General features: G+C 46.4%; 16 protein-coding genes. 5 read left to right on the forward strand and 11 right to left on the reverse strand.

What is annotated here, in order from left to right:
• Positions 1-378: 378 nt before the first annotated feature.
• The 5 genes from KO473_RS11360 to KO473_RS11380 all read right to left on the reverse strand — a co-directional run bounded on the left by KO473_RS11360 (position 379) and on the right by KO473_RS11380 (position 6,248).
• The gene (locus KO473_RS11360) at positions 379-2,145 is read right to left on the reverse strand and encodes an ABC transporter ATP-binding protein (protein WP_122130652.1); all 1,767 of its coding nucleotides are present in this window, start codon (positions 2,143-2,145) and stop codon (positions 379-381) included.
• A gap of 2 nt (positions 2,146-2,147) precedes the next feature.
• Positions 2,148-3,872: an ABC transporter ATP-binding protein gene (locus KO473_RS11365; protein ID WP_122130645.1), complete on the reverse strand. Its 1,725-nt coding sequence runs from the start codon at positions 3,870-3,872 to the stop codon at positions 2,148-2,150.
• On the reverse strand, positions 3,869-5,035 hold the full coding sequence (locus tag KO473_RS11370; protein ID WP_005823407.1) for a metallophosphoesterase: 1,167 nt from the start codon (positions 5,033-5,035) through the stop codon (positions 3,869-3,871). The genes KO473_RS11365 and KO473_RS11370 overlap by 4 nt, the downstream gene beginning before the upstream one ends.
• A 109-nt stretch (positions 5,036-5,144) precedes the next feature.
• Complete coding sequence (locus KO473_RS11375) at positions 5,145-5,729, reverse strand: hypothetical protein (protein WP_005823406.1); 585 nt, start codon at positions 5,727-5,729, stop codon at positions 5,145-5,147.
• Between the two features lie 3 nt (positions 5,730-5,732).
• On the reverse strand, positions 5,733-6,248 hold the full coding sequence (locus KO473_RS11380) for an RNA polymerase sigma factor (protein ID WP_005780219.1): 516 nt from the start codon (positions 6,246-6,248) through the stop codon (positions 5,733-5,735).
• A 185-nt stretch (positions 6,249-6,433) separates the two neighbouring features.
• Here KO473_RS11380 and KO473_RS11385 point away from each other — a divergent pair, with 185 nt between their 5' ends.
• From KO473_RS11385 to KO473_RS11400, 4 genes are all read left to right on the forward strand, one after another.
• A complete protein-coding gene (locus KO473_RS11385; protein ID WP_005823405.1) occupies positions 6,434-6,841 on the forward strand; it encodes a DUF4440 domain-containing protein in 408 nt (135 codons plus the stop codon).
• Between the two features lie 291 nt (positions 6,842-7,132).
• On the forward strand, positions 7,133-8,269 hold the full coding sequence (locus tag KO473_RS11390) for a fibronectin type III domain-containing protein (protein ID WP_005807380.1): 1,137 nt from the start codon (positions 7,133-7,135) through the stop codon (positions 8,267-8,269).
• Between the two features lie 26 nt (positions 8,270-8,295).
• Positions 8,296-9,162 (forward strand): porin family protein, encoded by an 867-nt coding sequence (locus KO473_RS11395; protein ID WP_005823404.1) that lies wholly within the window; start codon positions 8,296-8,298, stop codon positions 9,160-9,162.
• Positions 9,163-9,210: 48 nt separating this feature from the next.
• Positions 9,211-10,101, forward strand: a complete 891-nt coding sequence (locus KO473_RS11400; protein WP_005823403.1) for a porin family protein — start codon at positions 9,211-9,213, stop codon at positions 10,099-10,101.
• 89 nt (positions 10,102-10,190) lie between these two features.
• Here the strand turns inward: KO473_RS11400 and KO473_RS11405 are convergent, their stop codons facing one another.
• From KO473_RS11405 to KO473_RS11420, 4 genes are all read right to left on the reverse strand, one after another.
• Positions 10,191-11,111, reverse strand: a complete 921-nt coding sequence (locus KO473_RS11405; RefSeq protein WP_005823402.1) for a porin family protein — start codon at positions 11,109-11,111, stop codon at positions 10,191-10,193.
• A 55-nt stretch (positions 11,112-11,166) separates the two neighbouring features.
• Positions 11,167-12,123, reverse strand: coding sequence for a vitamin B12 dependent-methionine synthase activation domain-containing protein (locus tag KO473_RS11410; RefSeq protein WP_122130646.1), 957 nt, complete (start codon positions 12,121-12,123; stop codon positions 11,167-11,169).
• 261 nt (positions 12,124-12,384) lie between these two features.
• Positions 12,385-13,764, reverse strand: a complete 1,380-nt coding sequence (locus KO473_RS11415) for a dihydroorotase (RefSeq protein ID WP_122130647.1) — start codon at positions 13,762-13,764, stop codon at positions 12,385-12,387.
• Between the two features lie 8 nt (positions 13,765-13,772).
• Positions 13,773-14,519 carry a polyprenol monophosphomannose synthase gene (locus KO473_RS11420; RefSeq protein ID WP_005780203.1) on the reverse strand — a complete coding sequence of 249 codons (747 nt, stop codon included), beginning with the start codon at positions 14,517-14,519 and terminating at the stop codon, positions 13,773-13,775.
• A 192-nt stretch (positions 14,520-14,711) separates the two neighbouring features.
• On the opposite strand from KO473_RS11420, the gene mfd reads away from it, so the two are divergent.
• Positions 14,712-18,089 (forward strand): transcription-repair coupling factor, encoded by a 3,378-nt coding sequence (gene mfd, locus KO473_RS11425; protein WP_005823394.1) that lies wholly within the window; start codon positions 14,712-14,714, stop codon positions 18,087-18,089.
• A 94-nt stretch (positions 18,090-18,183) separates the two neighbouring features.
• Here the strand turns inward: mfd and KO473_RS11430 are convergent, their stop codons facing one another.
• Entirely contained in the window at positions 18,184-20,037 is a 1,854-nt protein-coding gene (locus KO473_RS11430) for a YgiQ family radical SAM protein (protein WP_005780199.1), read from the reverse strand.
• A gap of 25 nt (positions 20,038-20,062) precedes the next feature.
• Complete coding sequence (locus tag KO473_RS11435; protein ID WP_005823390.1) at positions 20,063-20,539, reverse strand: DUF456 domain-containing protein; 477 nt, start codon at positions 20,537-20,539, stop codon at positions 20,063-20,065.

A 20,539-nucleotide genomic window follows, 5' to 3' on the forward strand; every position in this document is an offset into this window, starting at 1 on the left:
CCGATAAGCTAAAAAAATGCTAACAACAGATGTAATGAACAAAAACAATAGGAGATATTTGAAAAAGAAGTAAGCATATTCCGAAAATGCTTACTTCTTTCGGACCGAATGCTTACTTCTTTTCCGGGAAATGCTTACTGCTTTTGCCGAAAATCCCGGCTCTTCATCTCTTCAACCCCGGCTCTTCACCTCCGTAAGACCGGTTTTCCGGCTTTTCTTCCCCTAATTTGCCGTTTTTTTAAGAGAGTCTGTTTGTAAAACAGCTTATTTCCTTTCTTAATGTATTCCTATCTGTCGTGATTCCTTTCTTTATGATATTCCCCCTGTCCCGGATATCGAACCCGGTTCTCCTCCGTATCCTCCTTTGTGGCGGATACTTTACTTGAACTGCTCTTCGTTCAGCGAGTAGTATTTTCCTTTCAGTGCGAGTAACTCCTGATGGCTGCCTTGCTCGATAATCTCCCCGTGTTCCAGCACCAGAATCGTATCAGCATTGCGGATGGTAGACAGGCGGTGAGCAATAATCAGGCTGGTGCGTCCTTGCATCAATTGGTCCAGTCCTTTTTGAATCAGTATTTCACTGCGTGTATCGATGTTGCTTGTCGCCTCGTCCAGCAGCAGGATAGCCGGATCGGCCACTGCCGCGCGGGCGATGTTCAGTAGCTGCCGTTGTCCCTGACTCAGGTTTGCCCCGTCATTTTCGAGTAGCGTGTCGTAGCCCTGTGGCAAACGTTTGATGAATGAATGGGCCGCTGTCAGCCGTGCAGCCGCCACTACCTCTTCATCGGTCGCGTTGAGGCGGCCGAAACGGATGTTCTCCCGTACCGTACCCGTGAAAAGATGTGTATCCTGCAATACAATGGCCATCGACCGGCGAAGGCTGTCACGCCTGATACGGTCGATGGGATGATTGTCGATGGTGATCTCTCCGGACTGAATGTCAAAGAAGCGCGGCAGCAGGTTCAGTATGGTTGTCTTTCCTGCTCCGGTAGCGCCCACCAAAGCTATCTTCTTTCCGGCAGCCGCATGCAGGGATACTCCTTTCAGGATGGTTTTTTCCGGACGGTAGCCGAAATATACATTCTTCAAGGCTACATCTCCTTTTGTTTTTTCGAGTGTGATGGCATCCGGCGCATCCTTCTGCTCCGGTGCTTCGTCTATGATCTCGAAGATGCGTTCGGCTCCGGCAATGGCTGCCTGTATGCTGTTGTAGAGGCTCGCCAGTTCATTGATGGGGCGTCCGAATTGCCGGGAATATTGCAGGAAAGCCGCCAGTCCGCCCACGTCGAACCCGCGGAAGATGGCCAGTAAGGCTCCCACGATGGTGATGATCACATAGTTCAGCGTATTCAGGTTTTGCATGACCGGCATCATCAGCCCCGAGTAGAATTGTGCCTTCAGCGATTTCTCCTTCAGGCTTTGGTTCAGTATCCCGAAATCCGTTTCCACTTTTTGTTCGTGTCCGAAGACCTTCACCACTTTCTGTCCGCTGATCATTTCTTCCACATAGCCGTTCATCATCCCCAATGACTCCTGTTGTGCTTTGAAGTATTTCCGGCTTCGTTTTACGATTCCTTTGGCGCTGAGGAACATCAGGGGGACGGTAATCAGTGTTACCGCTGTCAGTATCGGACTGATGAAGAGCATCAGACAGAAAATGCCCGCAACTGTCAGTGCGCTCGACAACATGTCGGACAGGCTGTCGGTCAGTGCGTCGCTGATACGGTCTATATCATTGGTGTACCGGCTCATGACATCTCCGTGCTGATGGGTATCGAAGTATTTGACAGGCAAGCGTTCCATCTTTCCGAACAGTTCTTCGCGTATCCGGGTTACGGTGCGTTGCCCGATCTTATTCAGCAGAATATATTCGATGTAAGTAGCCGCTACCCCTGTCAGGTAAATGCCTGCCAGTATCAGCAGGATGCGTACCAATCCGTGGAAGTCTCCCGGCAGGATGTAGTTATTGATAATCGGTCGGAGCATGTACGATCCGGTGAGATTGGCTGCGATGCTCACAACGATCAGTACACCGATTACGATCAGCAACCGTCGGTCGCAGGCCACGTATGATACCAGGCGGAGGAAAGTTTTCTTTCCCGCCTTAGGCTTTCCGCTGTATTTCAGATGATCTCCGTGTGCCATGGTCAGATAACGATTTGTTGTGAGTGATAGATTTCCCGGTACATCTCCGAGCATTCCAGCAATTCTTCCGGTGTTCCGATGGATTCTACCTCTCCGTCGTCCAGCAGAATGACCCGGTTGGCCGATTGCATGGTATATATGCGTTGCGTGATGATAAGCACCGTGGTATCGTGCAGCCATGCATTCAGGTTGTTCCGGATGCGGAGTTCTGTTTCAGAGTCTACGGCACTGGTGCTGTCATCCAGTATCAATATCTTGGGTTTACGCAGCAAAGCCCTGGCGATGCAGATGCGTTGCTTCTGTCCGCCGGAAAGGTTTACTCCGCCCCGTCCTAACTGGGTGTCATATCCGGCAGGCAGCGAGCAGATGAACTCATGGGCTTCGGCGGCACGTGCGGCCTCTTCGAGTTCTTCCTGTGTGGCATCAGGTTTTCCCCACCGCAGGTTTTCCGCAATGGTTCCCGTAAAGAGCTCGTTTTTCTGCAACACCATGCCGATGCGGGCATGAAGTTCGTGCAGGTTGTAGTCTTGTACGGGGATGCCGTCAATCCGTATTTCACCGGAACTGACATCATACAGGCGGGGGATCAGTTGTACGAGTGAACTTTTAGCCGATCCGGTAGCGCCTGCCACAGCCACCGTCTCGCCCGGACGGATGTGGAAACTTATGTTCCGCAGCACATCCGTCTCGCCTCCGCCATAACGGAAGCTGACCTTCTCAAAGCGAATCTCTCCCTTTTCGATCTGCCGGGTGCTCCGCATTCCTTCGGGCGTATCGGTCAGTGAAGGCTGTGTATCCAATACCTCCAGGATACGTTTCGATGACGCTGAGGCACGGGCATAAGTCATGATAATCATGGACAGCATCATCAACGACATCAGTACTTGTGCCAGATAGTTGACAAATGATATCAGTTCGCCCACTTTCAACTCTCCTGCCATCACCTTCTGCCCACCCATCCAAAGGATAGCGATGATCGACAGGTTCATCACCAGTTGCATCACCGGAAAAATGGCGACAATGATGTTGGAAGCGTGAATCACCGTGTCGCGCAGGCTCTCGCTCTTGTCCTTGAACTTGCGTGCTTCGAAGTCCTCCCGCACAAATGATTTCACTACCCGGATGTTGATCAGGTTTTCGCGTACCACTTCGTTCAGTTGGTCTACTTTCTGTTGCACTTTCAAGAAGAAGGGGAACCCTTTCCGCAGGATGAAGAATACACTGAAACCCAACACCGGGATGGCAGCCAGCAGGATGCCTGCCAGTTCCGGGTTGATACGTACCACGAAGAACACTGCCATGACGAGCATCAGCGGAGAGCGCAGCATCAGACGCATCGATACCTGGATAACTTGCTGAATGCGGCTGATGTCACTTGTCAGCCGGGTGATCAGTGAAGCCGTACTGAACCGGTCTATATCGAAAAAAGAGAGTTGTTGTATCTTGCCGAACAGCTTGGTGCGCAGGTCGGTCCCGAAACCGATGGAGGCTTGCGAAGAGACATATACATTGGCAATACTGAATATCAGTCCGACAATGGAGATAAGTACCATCTTTCCGCCTACGGCAGTAATGACGGAGAGATCCCGCTGCATCACTCCGTTGTCTATAATATCCGCCATGTACATCGGCTGAATGGTTTCGCACATTACAGACACGAGTACCAGTAGCGGACATGCCAGCAGACTTGCTTTGTAGCCTTTCAGTATTTGCCAGTATTTTTTCATTTATCCAGTGTAATCACGGTAATCTCCGGCCATGCCCCGAAACGGAAAGGCAGTCCGACGAATCCCATCCCTACGTTTACGTATAGTCCCCGGTTGCCTTCTTTGTACATGCCTCCCCATTCCGGATAGATCCAGGAAGCAGGTGAATGATGTCCGATGGCCAGCTGCATGGCATGCGTGTGTCCCGCCAGCATCAGGTCGATGTCCGATTCGGGCAACACTTCACGTCTCCAGTGTGTAGGATTATGACTTAATAACAGCTTGAACAGGCCGTTTGTTCCTGCCTGTGCCTTGGGCAAGTCACCGTGCTGTGAGAAAGGAGGTTCTCCTTCGTTTTCTACCCCGATCAGGGCGATGCTGTCGTTTCCGCGGTGCAGTAGAGTGTGCTCGTTGTTCAGTAACACCCAGCCCATGTCGGCTTGCCGTTTCTTCAGGTCGTTCAGGTTGTTTACCTGGTCGCGTTTACTTTTCCATCGATAGTAGGGGCCGTAGTCATGGTTTCCCAGGATGGAGTATACGCCGTCCCGGGCATGTAGTTGCGAGAGTATCTCTTCAAATCCGTCCAATTCTATGGCCCGGTTGTTTATCAGGTCACCGGTGAATACGATCAAGTCCGGCTTTTGCGCGTTAACCAGGTCCACCATCTGTTGCAGGCTCTTGGCATTTCCTTGCCAGCTCCCGATGTGTATGTCCGACAACTGGACAATGCGGTATCCGTTGAAAGCTTCGGGCAGGCGGGAAGAACGGAAGGTAACCTCTTTTACTTCAAAACGGTCTTTGCCCACCATCGAACCATAAAGTATCAGGACTGCGTTGAGCACGGCCAGTACCAGTCCGGTTGCTATAAAAGGAGTCCGGGGCCAGTGCAGCCATCGGTTGAACGGGCGTCCGATGATGGAACAGATCGTAAAGAGCAGTTTCGGAGAGGCAAACAAGAAGAAGACAACGGCGAAGCGTCCTATCCATAACGTATGTTGTTCGGCGTATTCATAGTTGGCAAAGAAAGCTAACGATACTACTCCCGCCATCAGGAAAAGAGTGGGGAAGAAGTAAAGGATTCGCCAAAAAAGACTTAGAGTCATTTGTTTGATAAATGTCCGGTAAATGTAAATGTCCGGCAATACAAGGATTACGATCAGAAAGCCTAAAACTCGTTGCAGCATATTTTCTTAGCTATGGGTTGAATAAATAAAAAGAGGCGTAGGATATGTCTCGGGGGGACTTGCGAACGCCTCTTCAAAGTTAGAGAGAATTTGTAAAGTACGGTTTAAGTTAAGCTGTATGATTTAATTCTTTTAACTCGTTTAGGTTCTTCTTTATTTCTTTTATATGTCTGAGGTTCCGGCGATACACCGACAGGCAGATTCCAAGTCCGACGGCCCACACGATCAGACTGCTGATGATTCCTGCAGCACCGTATTGCCAGACCTGTTTGTAGAAAGAGAAAAAGGTAGCCATCACAAGCAGGTAGAGTATGCCTATGATCCATTCGCGAACCATCCATCTGTGATATCGGTTGATACGGGAGATTACTGTGACCAGAGGCATTTCATCTATCCGGGTCCGTCCCAGGTAATGGGCGGAATACAAATCCCAGCAAAGGGCCGGGATGCACAGGAAGAGGGCGATCCAATAATAAAAGTCCGTAAGTGCATCATCACATATCCAGAAGATCACTGCCAATGCCAGTATGCCGATTGCGGCAAAACGCAGCTTTCTGTTGAACCGTTCTATGCTGTTAATGTTGTTCCGGGTGCGTCCCAACAATTGTTTCATTTCTTCTTCCTTGATGAACTCCTTGCCTTTGAGGTGTTCATCCAGTGCGTTCCACGATTTCTTCAGATCATCCAGTTCCATATCTTATTCCTCCTTTTTCATCTTTTTTAGTTTGTCTTTAATCCGGCTCAGCTTGGTTGCTACATTGGTCACTGTCAGTCCGGTAATTTCCGAGATTTCCTCGTAACTTTTCTCTTCCAGATAAAGCAATATGATCGACTTATCCAGTTGTCCCAGTTGATTGATCATCCGGTACAGTTGCCGGAGCATTTCCGTCAGTTCGTCTTTTTCTTCCGTCAGCCAGTCGGCTTCGCGGGTGAGTGCCACGATTTCCGGAATGTTTTTCTCTTTGCGGATAAAGCTGATGCAAGTGTTCAGTGCGATCCGGTAAATCCAGGTCGAGACTTTGCACTCTTTCCGGAATCTGGGATAAGCCTTCCACAGATTGAGAATCACTTCCTGATAAAGATCGCCGAGTGTGGCGTGCTGGGTGGTATAAAGATAGCACACCTTGTAAATCACCCGCTCGTACTCCCTGACTACGGAGAGGAACTCTTGTTCTACGGGTTCGTTGGCTTGCGGCGGACTGGTGGGGTTCATTGTCTTCTTTTCGGGATTACTTTTGTATGGTTAGTCGCAAAGGAAAGGAAATAATCACAAAATAAAAGCGGAAATTAGTGGGAATTTGGACTATTTCCGGATATTTATTATATTTGGAAACGATAAGAATCTGTGGGTGACGGAGTTTGTCAAGTATGAAACGTTTTAAATAAATCCGTATTTTTATGACTGGATGTACAAGTATGGCTTCAAATAGCGAGGACCTGAAGGCCTTTATTTTATCTTTGGAAGAACAAGCTCTGAAGTTATGGAATCGTGGAAACCCGGATGGGTTTATAGAACTGTCATCTGATGATGTTGTCTATATCGACCCCGCTTTCAAAAACAAACTGGAAGGTAAAAAGGCTCTGGAAGAGTATTATAACAGCATTCGGGGAAAAGTCGAGATTGACAGGTATAAAATGATAGAACCCACTGTATTGCTGTCATCCGATGTCGCTGTTCTGGCATATGATTATGAAGCTTATAGAGATGACCGGACATTCAGGATGCATTGTACGGAAGTATTTAAACTGGATTCGTCTGAACAGTGGAAAATCATACATACCCATTGGTCTTTTTGTCCTGTCTGATAATGGCGGACAGAATGGGAATGGCCGGATCTTTTCCCTACAGGAGGATGCCGGGATATTGAGTCCCATAATATCCCATCCATACCTGAATCATGCTTTCTTCACAACAGTTTGTCTCTGTATCTTTGTAATACTTCTTTCGGATATGTAGTTTTGTCACGTCTTCTTGTATGTTACTGGAAGAGAGGACAGAGGTACTTCGGATTTGTTTGGAATCAAAATGTTCTCTTTTGTTATATTTATAATAAATATTGTAACTTTGCCGGCAATTAACACTATAAATAGACAAAGATGAACAAGAGAAGATTACTGGGCTTGCTCTGCCTGATGGCATTGCTGGCCACCTCCTGTGACAATAAGGGGGATTATTGGGGAGCCATGGAAACTTCCAAGACAACATTGACGCTGGAGCGCATTTGTGATATGGCTACGCTTTCACAAGATTCCGTAAATCTGCTATCTGATATTATGGGAGTGAATACAGAAGAACTGTATCGGGCAGACGCTGTCATGATAGGAAAAGTGACAGGTGGGGAAGCAGGTCATTATTACTATCCCAGGTTTCTGATTGCTAAAGATAAAGAAATGAAGGAAGTGATTATGGAAGCCTATATCCGTCATAATACAGGAAATACCTTTTATGCTTTTCTGGATCCGGATATGCTGACTTTGGGCGAAACTTATTATTGTGCAATGAACGATTATCAGTATGGCTATAGCGGACGCCCGGGGTTGCTGGATCATGTATTGGGCGAAAATTCAAACAAAGAACGTTTTAGTGAAGTAAAAGCATTCCGCCTTTCTGGTCTGCCAAAACTGATTGTACACGATACCCAGTTCACAGGATACAGTTATTATTTATCTGCGGAAGTACGTTTTAAAACCGATGCCGGAATTATAGAGCAAGGTGCTTGTTATAGTTCAGTCAAAGAATTGCCGGAAATTACCGATCAGAAGGCATTGGCACGGGGAACCCGGATGTATAATTACTCGAATTTTGAGGTGGAGGTGATGGACCTGCTACCTGCTACCCACTATTATATACGCCCCTATGTGACTACTGAGGAGGGGACAGGCTATGGGCCGGTGGCTGAGTTCACGACCGAACGGGGTACAGAACCGGTTATCAATAATTTTTCGTTGTATCAATATAATGGTACGGCGGTAGAGTTGTATGCTTCTTTCTATACAAATGATTTCCTTATTACAAATTATGGTTATAGTTATGGCGTTTATTCACAGGAAACGGGAGTGGTGACGAATGAACAGATGATAGAAGTACCTTTTACTGATGATTATAGACAGACGTTTGATGAAATCGTTACCGGATTGCGTCCCGGGACGCTTTATGCTTTCCGTGTTTATGCGAAAAATGGAGTAGGGATTAGTTACAGTAATTACCGGACCATTGAGATCCCTGCAGAATAAAATATAGATTTAAAGAACGAAAACAAATGAAAAGAATAATAATAGGAGTGATTGCCTGTATTTGTGCAATCACCGTGATGGCCCAGGTACAGACACACGATGTAAAAGGAGTAGTATTTGACAGAAAGCAGCAACCCATTGTGGGGGCATTAGTCACAGCCAAAGGGACCAATATCAGCACAATAACCGATGTCGACGGTAAGTTCTTCTTGCAGGAAGTTCCTCTTTCGGTCAAAAAGGTGATTGTTACTTCCATCGGTATGGAGACCCGGGAAGTGGACCTGAATGTACCGGTACAGCTCACCGGAAAGCGTAAGAAGCTTTCGTTTGTGGCACATGCCGGGATCAGCATGAGTAAGTACACTACATATGGTTCCGATTTTAAGGTGGGATATGAGTTTGGTTTGGGTATTGAAGTGCGCATGTCAAAACGATGGGCTTTCCAGCCTACTCTGCAAATTTGTAACCGTGGAGCAGAGTTCAATGCCGAAAGAAACGGTGTGAAATATCAGGAAACTTGGAATCCGGTTTCATTGGATTTGCCGATGTTGTTCATTCTTCGTTATCCGGTAGCCCGTAAAATGAATCTGACCTTTTCTGTGGGACCTGTGTTTTCGTATGGCTTTGCAGGAAAAGTAAAAGCTACGGAAACAGGTAAACCCGATGAAGAGTATGACATTTATAGCAAAGAGTATGAATATGATTATTATGGCGGGAAACATTCTTTGTTACATCCTTTCAGCTTTGGTGTTGCCTATGGCATAGGTGTGGAATACAAGAAGTGGTTGGTAGGTGTTTCTGGAAAGAGTATGTGTTTGGGACAGGATGATGAAGGTTTTGAAGCGAAAGAACATAACCTGGCACTTACTTTGGGACTTACTTACCGTTTCTGATCAAGCGGATATGAATAATCGGATGTTGAATGTAAAAAATAAAAAGATATGAAAAGATATATAGCATTGGCATTGGTCTGCCTGGCACTGACAGACGTTATGGCCCAAAAACAAAAAGTGGTAGAGAAGATCGTGGATGAAGATTACTATCCGGTAGACGGGGCGGTAGTTACCTTGAAACGTACGAACCAACAGGCTGTCACCGATAAAAATGGAGTTTTTGTACTGGAAGAAGTACCTGTCTATTTCGACTCACTACAGGTGACAAAAGGTAAACGCAGCGGATATGTAGATCTCCCGATGCGTATACAAATGCGTACACAAGTGATGCAACGCTTCTCGTTGATCGTGAAGGCCGGAATTGGAGCAGGTAAGTTTATGCAAGGACCCGAATCGAAACTGAAAGACGGTCTTAGTATCTATGGAGGGGTAGGGGCCGATATCCGGATGTCGAAACACTGGGCTTTCCAACCCTCACTTTTGTTGGTTTCCCGTAAAATGAAAGGGTATGATTTCTATGATTATTATACGGAAAATAACGGTGATGGCTCTTCATCCGTTTCTTATGATCAGGTGAGTGGTACTTACAATCCGTTCTATCTGGAGATTCCTTTACTGTTTGCACTGAAGTATAGAATAGGAAATGATCTGAATCTGGTATTCAGTTTCGGTCCTTATATTGACTTGGGGATCAGTGGAGACGTTAAGAAAGAATTTCGCAAGCGTTCTTATGATAGTAGTGGAGATTATAATAGAGTGGAATATGTTACTGAAAACCAGTCATTGTTCGGCAAACGGTTTACCGGAGGATTTGCCTATGGAATCGGAGTGGAATACGGGCACTTCCTGATAGGAGGAACCGGAAGAGTGGGGTGTACTTCATGGAATCACTCGGAAGGTTTTCTGGATGTCGCTTTTGAAATAGGATATCGTTTCTAAGTTCACCATAGATTACACGGATTTTCACAGATTATTGGCAATTATGATCTGTGATAATCTGTGAAATCTGTGGTGATAACGTATTGTATTTAAAATCTGTATCCTACTGTCAGAATCCCTCCGATCGGGTAATGTTTCTCGGTATCGCCTGCGTACAGTGTTCCTCCTTTAACCGGCTCCATGAATCCGTGCTGGAAAGAGGCATTGACCAGGTAATGTTTCCATATTTCAAAACCGATGCCTCCCTGAACCCCGATGTCGAAACGTTTCAACAAGGCATCTTTATTTTTCGCTTCAGCTAAGGAAGAGTAGGATTTGAAAGGGTTATGCGACTCACCTTTATGGCCGCCTTTGTTCGTCAGTTCATACTTTCCACCCATGCCTACGGCTAAATAAGGTCCGATATTGATTACAAACTTAACATGGTTTGACACATCCATCTTAAAAGCTGCCAGAATAGGGATGTCCAGATAAATAGGAGCTATTTTGGCTTTATAAGAAATAGGTTCGGTAGACGAGGACAGCGGAGAATACCCGTCGTACTCGGCAGTTGCTCCTTTGCTGGTGACCATCAGTCCCGATTGGATAGCCCAATGCCTGCTGAAATTATATTCCGCACCGACACCGGCACTGAATCCGGTGCGTTCGTCCAAGCCGTCCGGGCGGCGAAAACTGAACAGGCTGACTCCCGCTTTCACATTCCATGAAAAACCTTTCTCTACGGGCTGGAGCTGAATATAGACGTTGGGAGCTACGGCTACCTCTTTGCGTTCCATGCCTACGTGATAGACAACAAGCTGCTGTGCTGAAGCAGGTGCTTCTGCTATTACAAACTTGCCATCCACGTTGGTTACGGCACCAATATTGGTGCCTTTGACAACAATGGCGGCACCGACGGCGGGTTGGCCGTCACCAACTACAACAGTACCCGCTATCCGCTGAGTCTGTGCAAGGATCACTACGCTACAGGAGGGAAGTAACCATAATAACAGAATAAGAACCTTTTTCATAACTTTTTCTATTTTAAAGTATAGGATCAGTTACAAATATATCGAAAGAAAAGATTTACTGCAAGTTTGCTGCCAGAAATTTACGCATCTCTCCAACGCTTTTTCCTCTTCGCGCGGCATAATCCGCCAATTGGTCTTCACCGATCTTCCCCACCGAGAAATAGTGAGAAGCCGGATGTGCAAACATTAATCCGCATACTGAAGCGTGAGGATACATGGCTCCGTTCTCTGTCAGGCGGATACCGATCTGTTTCATATCAAGAATTTCGTCGAGAATAAAGTTCACAGACTGATCGGGTAAAGATGGGTAGCCTACAGCAGGGCGGATACCCTGGTATTTTTCGACAAGAAGATCGGGAATAGAGAGATTTTCGTCTTTTGCATACCCCCATACTTCTTTGCGGACATATTCGTGCATCTTTTCGGTGGCAGCTTCGGCCAGACGGTCGGAGAGTGTTTGTACCAGAAGATGTTTATAAGGGTCTTGTTCGTAAAGTCCCTCCATATCCGCATCAATGGAAGAGGCAAAAACTCCTACTGTATCAGTGATTCCCGAAGTCAGAGGACGTACAAAGTCGCTGAGGCATAAGAAAGGTTCGTTCTCTTTTTTCTTGACTTGCTGCCGGAGCAGCGGGAAAGTGATACCGTCGATAATCAGGTTGTCTCCGTCGGCATTGGCCGGGCAAAGTTTAAAAACGCTTTTCACTTCAAAGTCCCTGTCCAATTCGTCCAGCATCCGGTTGGCTTCTTTATAGAGTTGCATGGCTTCGGAAGCTTTGCCCCGTTCCTCTTCCGGAAAGGTTGTCAGCCAGGAAGCACGACAGGCGTCACATCCGTGGATATTGGCTATGGCAGCATAACGCGGCTGAAACCCCCAGGCGTGAAAAAAATAAATCCAGTTGATGTAGGGGGATAAATCATGGACACTGAACGATAAACGGTTTTCAAACGCTGAACGATCAACTGTTTCTGAACGATGGACGGGGGATGATGACGGGTTATGCTTTTCCATATTTGACTGTTTTAATGCTGGTGATAATAAGTTTCATTGATCCGTTTGCGTTGGCAAACATGCTTGAATATTCAGTTTCAGATAAATATTCGGTTTTAAATAACAATTCTTTCATTCAGAGACTTATGTAGGTTTACGATTCGTATCGCGAAGGTCCTGCTTTTATCTTTCAATATATTTCCCATTCTTCTGCATTTATCGTTCCCGGTTTACCCCCTTCTCCTTGTTTATCATTTAGATGGTTGATCGTTCAGAAATTGTTCATCGTTTAAAATAGATTTCTTGTCCGCGATAAGCTTCATCTACCTGTCCGTCAGTATACAATAGGTGTCCGTTGGCAAATGTCTTTTCTACTTTCCAGTCAAAGGTACGTCCTTCGAGCGGACTCCATCCACATTTGCTTAAGATTTGTTCTGCACTTACCGTCCATAATGCGTCCGGCCGAACCAGTACCAGGTCTGCCTGATAACCGGGACGAATGAAACCGCGGTTATGGATATTATATATTTGAGCGGGTGCATGGCACATTTTCTCAACGACTTTTTCAATCGTGAAGATACCTTCGTTCACCAGTTCAAGCATACTGATCAGAGAGAACTGGATCATAGGCATGCCTGACATTGCCTTTAACGGGCCTCCTTCTTTTTCACTGAGCAGGTGTGGTGCATGATCGGTGGCAATCACGTCTATCAGGTTGGAGTTGACAGCCTGACGAAGTGCATCCCGGTTGGTTTTAGCTTTGATGGAAGGGTTACATTTGATACGTGTACCTAATTCCGCATAATCTGAAGAGTCGAATAACAGGTGCGAAACACAAGCTTCTGCCGTAATCCTTTTTTCTTCCAATGGAATATCATTATCAAAAAGAGAAAGCTCTTTGGCTGTGGAGATATGCAGGATATGCAGACGAGCGTCTGCAATGCGTGCCAGGCGTACAGCCAGTTCGGACGACTCGTAGCAGGCTGCTATCGAACGTATCTTTGCATGGTAACCCATCGGAAGGGTTTCGTGGTGAACATGGTAGTACTGATAAGGATATTTTTCAATATATTCTCTTACGTATTTCTCCGTATTCTTTTTAATTGTTTCATGATTCTCACAGTGGGCGGCAATCAGCAAATCGGTTCCATTGAAGATGTTCAGCAAGCTGTTCATCTTGTCTACCAGCATATTGCCTGTACTCGATCCCATAAAGAGCTTGATTCCGCATACACGGCTTTTATCCAGTTTGTCAAACTCGGTATAGTTATTGTTTGTTGCTCCGAAATAGCATGAATAGTTGACACTGCATTTCTCGGCAAGCAAATCGAACTTGGCATTGAGTGCGTCCAGTGTGGTGGTTTGCGGATTGGTATTGGGCATGTCCATAATAGAGGTTACCCCTCCTGCTGCAGCAGCCCGGCTTTCGGTAGATATGTCGGCCTTATGGGTTAGGCCCGGATCGCGAAAATGCACATGATCGTCGATGACACCCGGAAGCAGATAGCATCCGTTGGCATGGATTGTCTCTTCACAGGGAGTGACCGGTTTCTGTCCTTTCTCCAGTATCTCGGCTATTTTTTCACCTTCGATGACTACCGAACCGCGTGTGGAGCGTCCTTCGTTTACTATGATGGCGTTTTGTATTAATGTTCTTTTCATATCTTAATTCATTTTGTTTTCTGCGGAAATTTGTGGAACCAGCTGTTCACTTTCAGTTTGATAACTCCAAATACCGCTTCTCCGAAAATACTGCTATTCATTTTTGATGTGCCCAGTTCACGGTTAATGAAAATCACCGGTACTTCGATAATCTTGAACCCGCATTTGTAAGCGGTGAATTTCATTTCTATCTGAAAAGCGTAACCCTTGAAACGGATGTGGTCAAGATCGATGGTTTCGAGTACCTGACGACGATAACACTTAAAACCGGCAGTAGTGTCATGTATCGGTAGTCCGGTAACGATGCGAACATATTTAGATGCAAAATAAGACATGAGGACGCGTCCCATCGGCCAATTCACTACGTTCACTCCGCTTACGTAGCGGGAACCGATGGCTACATCTCCTCCTTGGTTGGCACAAGCATCGTAGAGCCGTGGCAAGTCATTGGGGTTGTGGCTGAAATCGGCGTCCATCTCAAAAATGTATTCGTATGAATGTTCCAGTGCCCACTTGAACCCAGTGATATATGCTGTTCCCAATCCCAGTTTTCCTTTGCGTTCTATCATAAAGAGACGGTCGGGGAACTCTTGCTGCAAGGTTTTTACGATGGTGGCGGTTCCATCCGGAGAGCCATCTTCTATGATAAGAATATGAAAAATCTTTTCCAGTCCGAAAACGGCACGGATAATGTTCTCTATGTTTTCCCGTTCGTTGTAGGTAGGGATGATTACGATGCTGTCCGATGTCTGCATATTGTGTCTAAATTTGAAGACAAATGTAACGCTTTTCCGCTACTAACCAAAGATAGCGCATTAAAACTAAGGATAATTTAGTACTTTTGCGGTGAATTTGCATCACGGGTTACATGGATTCACACAGATTGGAAATTGATTTTGAGCGATCTGTGTGAGTTGGTGCGTTTGTGATGGACTAAAATGCTATTTATGACGATTACTGAACTGCAACATCAATATGCCGGGCACCCGAATGTGGAAGCCTTGAACAAACTGTTAGGGGAGCCCGCAGTCAGACATATCTATTGCGGTGGCCTGTATGCTTCCGCTGCTTCCTTATTCGCTTCGGCACTGGTAGAGAAGAGTCCTTGCCCGTTTGTTTTCATATTGGGTGATCTGGAAGAAGCCGGTTATTTTTATCATGATCTTACTCAGGTATTGGGTACGGAGCAGATTTTGTTTTTTCCTTCTTCGTTTCGCCGTTCGGTGAAGTATGGACAAAAAGATGCGGCCAACGAGATATTGCGTACCGAGGTACTCAGCCGGCTTCAGAAAGGTGAGCAAGGGTTGTGCATCGTCACTTATCCGGATGCGTTGGCCGAAAAGGTAGTCTCGCGCCAGGAATTGAGTGAAAACACATTGAAGTTACATGTGGGCGAGAAGGTGGACACCGGTTTTATCACGGATGTATTACATAGTTACGGGTTTGAGTATGTCGACTATGTGTATGAACCGGGACAGTATGCTGTTCGCGGCAGTATTATTGACGTATTTTCTTTTTCGTCCGAGTATCCCTATCGTATCGATTTTTTTGGTGATGATGTGGAGAGTATCCGTACTTTTGAGGTAGAGTCACAGCTATCGAAAGAGAAAAAGGAAAGCATTGTCATTGTACCCGACCTTGCCGTAACCGGAAAAGTTACTACTTCTTTCCTTGACTTTATTCCGAAAGACACGACTCTGGCAATGCGTGATTTTCTCTGGTTGCGGGAACGCATTCAGGCTGTTCGCGATGAATCGCTTACACCACAGGCTCTTGCTGCACAAGAGGCGGAAGAGAACGGAGGCATCACTCTGGAAGGCAAACTGATTGATGGTAGTGAATTTACTGTCCGTGCCTTAGATTTCCGGCGGATGGAGTTTGGCAACAAGCCAACCGGTACACCGGATGCCACGTTGACTTTCCATACTACGGCACAGCCCATCTTCCATAAGAATTTCGATTTGGTGGCAGAGTCTTTCAAAGATTATCTGAGCCGGGGATACACACTTTATATCTGTAGTGACAGTACGAAACAGACAGACCGTATCAGGGCTATTTTTGAGGACCGTGGAGACCGGATTCAGTTTACAGCTGTGGAACGGACACTGCATGAGGGGTTTGCGGATGACACTCTGAAACTTTGCCTGTTTACGGATCATCAATTATTCGACCGTTTCCATAAATATAACTTGAAGAGTGATAAAGCCCGTTCGGGAAAAGTTGCTCTTTCACTGAAAGAACTGAATCAGTTTACTCCCGGCGATTATGTGGTGCATACCGATCATGGAGTAGGACGTTTTTCCGGTTTGGTGCGTATTCCTAACGGAGATACGACGCAGGAAGTGATGAAACTGGTTTACCAGAATGAAGATGTGGTATTTGTCTCCATCCACTCGTTACATAAAGTCTCAAAATATAAAGGGAAAGAAGGAGAAGCTCCCCGGTTGAACAAGCTGGGCACCGGTGCCTGGGAGAAGTTGAAGGAGCGTACCAAGACAAAGATTAAAGATATAGCCCGTGATCTGATTAAACTTTACTCACAACGTCGTGAGGAGAAGGGGTTTGCATACAGTCCCGACAGCTTTTTGCAACGGGAGCTGGAAGCTTCGTTCATTTATGAAGATACCCCCGATCAGAGTAAAGCTACGGCAGATGTGAAACAGGACATGGAACGGGATATGCCGATGGACCGGTTGGTGTGCGGAGATGTGGGGTTTGGCAAGACGGAAGTGGCCATACGTGCCGCGTTTAAAGCTGTAGCGGACAATAAGCAGGTAGCCGTCCTGGTGCCTACTACGGTATTGGCATACCAACACTTCCAGACTTTCCGTGACCGTCTGAAAGGGCTTCCCTGTCGGGTAGAATATCTCAGTCGTGCCCGTACGGCAGCACAGGCAAAGGCAGTTATCAGAGGATTGGAAACCGGAGATGTAAATATTCTGATCGGTACTCACCGTATTCTGGGTAAAGATGTCAAGTTCAAGGATCTTGGCCTGTTGATCATTGATGAAGAGCAGAAATTCGGTGTGTCGGTCAAGGAGAAACTGCGCCAGATGAAAGTGAATGTGGATACATTGACGATGACGGCAACTCCGATTCCGCGTACGTTGCAGTTTTCATTGATGGGAGCACGTGATTTAAGTGTGATTTCTACTCCGCCTCCCAACCGCTATCCGATACAGACGGAAGTGCATACGTTCAGTGAAGAGGTGATTGCCGATGCCATTAATTTTGAAATGAGCCGCAATGGGCAGGTTTTTCTGGTCAATAATCGTATAGCCAATCTCCCGGAACTCAAAGCGATGATTCTCCGTCGTATTCCAGATTGCCGGATTGCTATCGGGCATGGGCAGATGGAGCCGGTGGAATTGGAGCAGATTATCTTCGGTTTTGTCAATTATGATTATGATGTGTTGATTGCCACCACCATTATTGAGAGTGGAATCGACATACCGAATGCCAATACTATTATTATCAATCAGGCTCAGAACTTTGGTCTGAGTGACTTGCATCAGATGCGCGGACGTGTAGGACGTAGCAATAAAAAAGCTTTTTGTTATTTACTGGCTCCCCCGTTATCGTCGTTGACGCCTGAAGCTAAACGTCGTCTGCAAGCTATTGAGAATTTCAGTGATTTGGGGAGTGGCATTCATATTGCCATGCAGGATCTGGATATTCGTGGTGCAGGAAATATGTTGGGAGCCGAACAAAGTGGTTTTATTGCTGATCTGGGCTATGAAACTTACCAGAAAATATTATCCGAGGCTGTACATGAACTGAAAACAGATGAATTTGCAGAGCTCTATGCCGACGAATTAAAGGGGGAAGGCATCATAAGTGGTGAAGAGTTTGTAGAAGAGTGCCAGGTGGAAAGCGATCTGGAATTGTTGTTACCGGCCAATTATGTGACAGGTAGCAGCGAACGTATGTTACTGTATCGTGAATTGGACGGATTGACTCTTGATAAAGATGTAAATGCTTTCCGTTTACGGTTGGAGGATCGTTTTGGCCCTGTTCCTCCCGAAACGGAGGAATTGTTACGTATTGTACCGCTAAGGCGTCTGGCTGCACGTTTGGGAGTGGAAAAAGTATTCCTGAAAGGGGGGCGTATGACTCTGTTCTTTGTCAGCAATCCGGATAGCCCGTATTATCAGAGTGCCGCTTTTGGCAAGATGATCGATTATATGATGAAATATACCCGCCGATGCGATTTGAGGGAGCAGAACGGACGTCGGTCTATGTTGGTGAAAGACATTCCGAATGTGGAAGCCGCCGTCAGTGTGCTTCAGGAGATAGTGGCATTGCCGGTGAGAGAAAAAGAATAGACAGTTCACTTCGGAGGATACAGAGGATAAATTTTATCTTCAAAGAGCGAAACTTTTGTGTCCTCTGTGTTCTCCGGAGTGAATAAAGCATGAATTATCTTTTTCCGTACAACTTGTCTATCAGGTCTGCCCGTCCGATGCGGCGCAGTTCATTGATGATGTTCCGTCGTTCTTCCGGTTTATACCAAAAAAAGAATTGTCTTTGGGCCAATTTTTCCCGTTGGGTTTTGGCACTGAATACCGGTTCGAGTGTGTATGGGTGGAAGCCGGTGTACCAGGCTTCGGTAGCTACGGTCATAGGGGTGGGAGTGAAGTCCTGCACCTGTTCCAAATGAAAATCCTGCCGCTTGGTAATTACTGCCAGCTCTGCCATATCCTCTTCTCTACATCCGGGATGGCTGGAGATGAAATAGGGGATTAATTGTTGGCGTAAGCCAAGTTCCCGGTTGATTCTGTCAAATATCTTTTTAAACTCCCCGAATTGGCTGAAGGCAGGTTTACGCATGATACTCAGTACCCGGTCACTGGTGTGTTCCGGTGCTACTTTCAGGCGGCCACTGACGTGGCGTGCTATTAGTTCGCGGGTGTATTCCGCCGTACTTTTATTGACGGAAGGGTCTTTGCTTTGATGAAGCAGTAAATCATAGCGTACTCCGCTGCCGATAAAGCTCCGTTTGATTTCCGGTAAAGAATCTACTGCATGGTAGATATCCAGCAATGGCCGATGATCTGTATTGAGGTTCGGGCATACTTTGGGATGGATACACGAAGGACGTTTGCAACGTTTGCAAAGTGCCAGGTCTTTTCCACCCATTTTATACATGTTGGCAGAAGGTCCTCCTAAATCGCTAAGATTTCCTTTGAAGTCGGGTAGTTGTACCACCTCTTTTACCTCTTTCAGAATGCTCTCTTTGCTTCGGCTCACAATAAATTTTCCCTGGTGGGCGGAGATCGTACAAAAGGCACATCCTCCAAAACATCCCCGATGGATATTGATGGAGAATTTAATCATGTCGTAAGCCGGAATACGTTTTCCCTTGTATTTGGGATGGGGTAAGCGTGTATAAGGAAGATCGAATGAATGGTCCAATTCTTCCTGTGTCATCGGTGGATAGGGTGGGTTTACCACTACTACTTTGTTGTCTACAGCTTGAATAATCCGGGCTGCTGCATATTTATTGCTTTCTTCTTCAATGTGCCTGAAATTGGCGGACTGCTTCTTTTTGTCAGCGAGGCATTCTTCGTGGGAATGGAGGGCAATATCTTGCTCATCAGGCTCATATTCATCGGTCAGATAAGCAATTTGCGGAATAGTAGTCAGTGAAGAACGACAGATGTTAAACGGTGAAGTCGTACTGTCCCGGTATTCATTGTGTGTTGTTAATCTGCGGACCAGTTCGCAAATGGGCTTTTCACCCATACCATAAATCAGCATGTCGGCACCACTTTCACAAAGGATGCTTTTTTTAAGCTGATCTTGCCAATAGTCATAATGGCTGAGGCGGCGCATACTTGCTTCAATACCTCCTAAAATGACCGGTACATCGGGATAGAGTTTTTTCAGGATCTGACTGTACACGATTGAGGGGTATTCCGGTCGCATATCCGGACGTCCGTCCGGTGTGTAGGCGTCATCGCTGCGCAAACGTTTATTAGCTGTATATTTGTTCACCATGGAGTCCATGCAACCTGCGCTGATGCCGAAAAAAAGGCGGGGACGTCCCAGTTTGCGGAAGTCGCGCAAGTCGTCACGCCAATTGGGCTGAGGTACGATGGCCACCCGTAAACCTTCGGCTTCAAGGATACGGCCGATGACGGCCGCTCCGAAGGAAGGATGGTCTACATAAGCATCACCGCTAAAAAGGATGACATCCAGTTCGTCCCAGCCGCGAAGCTCTACTTCTTTCTTAGTGGTGGGTAACCAATCAGTAAGTCGATATTCTTTCATGGGAGCAAAGATACGGATAATTTTGCTATACGAGGGCACGGATAAAGCAGAAGATGAACCAACCACATACGGCCACCTTCAGCACAGTACCCAACAGAAAACCTGCAAATGCTCCGAATCCGGCTTTCAGGGCGTATTTGGTCTCTTTACCGCCCAGCAATTCGCCTGCTACTGCACCTACAAACGGACCGATGAATACCCCCCAGGGAGGAAACAGGAAAATACCGGCAAAGGTACCGATGATACATCCCCATTTACCCCATGAAGTACCTCCGAGCCTTTTCACTCCAAACATTGGAATGAAATAGTCGAGTATTTGTATCAGTACCACAATGAACAGCCAAAGGAACAGTTGCGGAATAGTGAAGGAAACTTTATCGGTGAAGTGTAGACATACCAATGCCAGATAGGCAACAGGAGGTCCCGGCAACATGGGGACAATACATCCGGCCAATCCGACAAGCAGGCAGATACTGCCCAAAATAATCAGGAATAAATTCAT

Source organism: Bacteroides sp. HF-4919, from assembly GCF_018860125.1.

Bases quoted from the DNA above. Each gene is read 5' to 3' on its own strand.
- KO473_RS11360 (WP_122130652.1), bottom strand. From the start codon at position 2,145: ATGGCACACGGAGATCATCTGAAATACAGCGGAAAGCCTAAGGCGGGA.
- KO473_RS11365 (WP_122130645.1), bottom strand. From the start codon at position 3,872: ATGAAAAAATACTGGCAAATACTGAAAGGCTACAAAGCAAGTCTGCTG.
- KO473_RS11370 (WP_005823407.1), bottom strand. From the start codon at position 5,035: ATGCTGCAACGAGTTTTAGGCTTTCTGATCGTAATCCTTGTATTGCCG.
- KO473_RS11375 (WP_005823406.1), bottom strand. From the start codon at position 5,729: ATGGAACTGGATGATCTGAAGAAATCGTGGAACGCACTGGATGAACAC.
- KO473_RS11380 (WP_005780219.1), bottom strand. From the start codon at position 6,248: ATGAACCCCACCAGTCCGCCGCAAGCCAACGAACCCGTAGAACAAGAG.
- KO473_RS11385 (WP_005823405.1), top strand. From the start codon at position 6,434: ATGACTGGATGTACAAGTATGGCTTCAAATAGCGAGGACCTGAAGGCC.
- KO473_RS11390 (WP_005807380.1), top strand. From the start codon at position 7,133: ATGAACAAGAGAAGATTACTGGGCTTGCTCTGCCTGATGGCATTGCTG.
- KO473_RS11395 (WP_005823404.1), top strand. From the start codon at position 8,296: ATGAAAAGAATAATAATAGGAGTGATTGCCTGTATTTGTGCAATCACC.
- KO473_RS11400 (WP_005823403.1), top strand. From the start codon at position 9,211: ATGAAAAGATATATAGCATTGGCATTGGTCTGCCTGGCACTGACAGAC.
- KO473_RS11405 (WP_005823402.1), bottom strand. From the start codon at position 11,111: ATGAAAAAGGTTCTTATTCTGTTATTATGGTTACTTCCCTCCTGTAGC.
- KO473_RS11410 (WP_122130646.1), bottom strand. From the start codon at position 12,123: ATGGAAAAGCATAACCCGTCATCATCCCCCGTCCATCGTTCAGAAACA.
- KO473_RS11415 (WP_122130647.1), bottom strand. From the start codon at position 13,764: ATGAAAAGAACATTAATACAAAACGCCATCATAGTAAACGAAGGACGC.
- KO473_RS11420 (WP_005780203.1), bottom strand. From the start codon at position 14,519: ATGCAGACATCGGACAGCATCGTAATCATCCCTACCTACAACGAACGG.
- mfd (WP_005823394.1), top strand. From the start codon at position 14,712: ATGACGATTACTGAACTGCAACATCAATATGCCGGGCACCCGAATGTG.
- KO473_RS11430 (WP_005780199.1), bottom strand. From the start codon at position 20,037: ATGAAAGAATATCGACTTACTGATTGGTTACCCACCACTAAGAAAGAA.
- KO473_RS11435 (WP_005823390.1), bottom strand. From the start codon at position 20,539: ATGAATTTATTCCTGATTATTTTGGGCAGTATCTGCCTGCTTGTCGGA.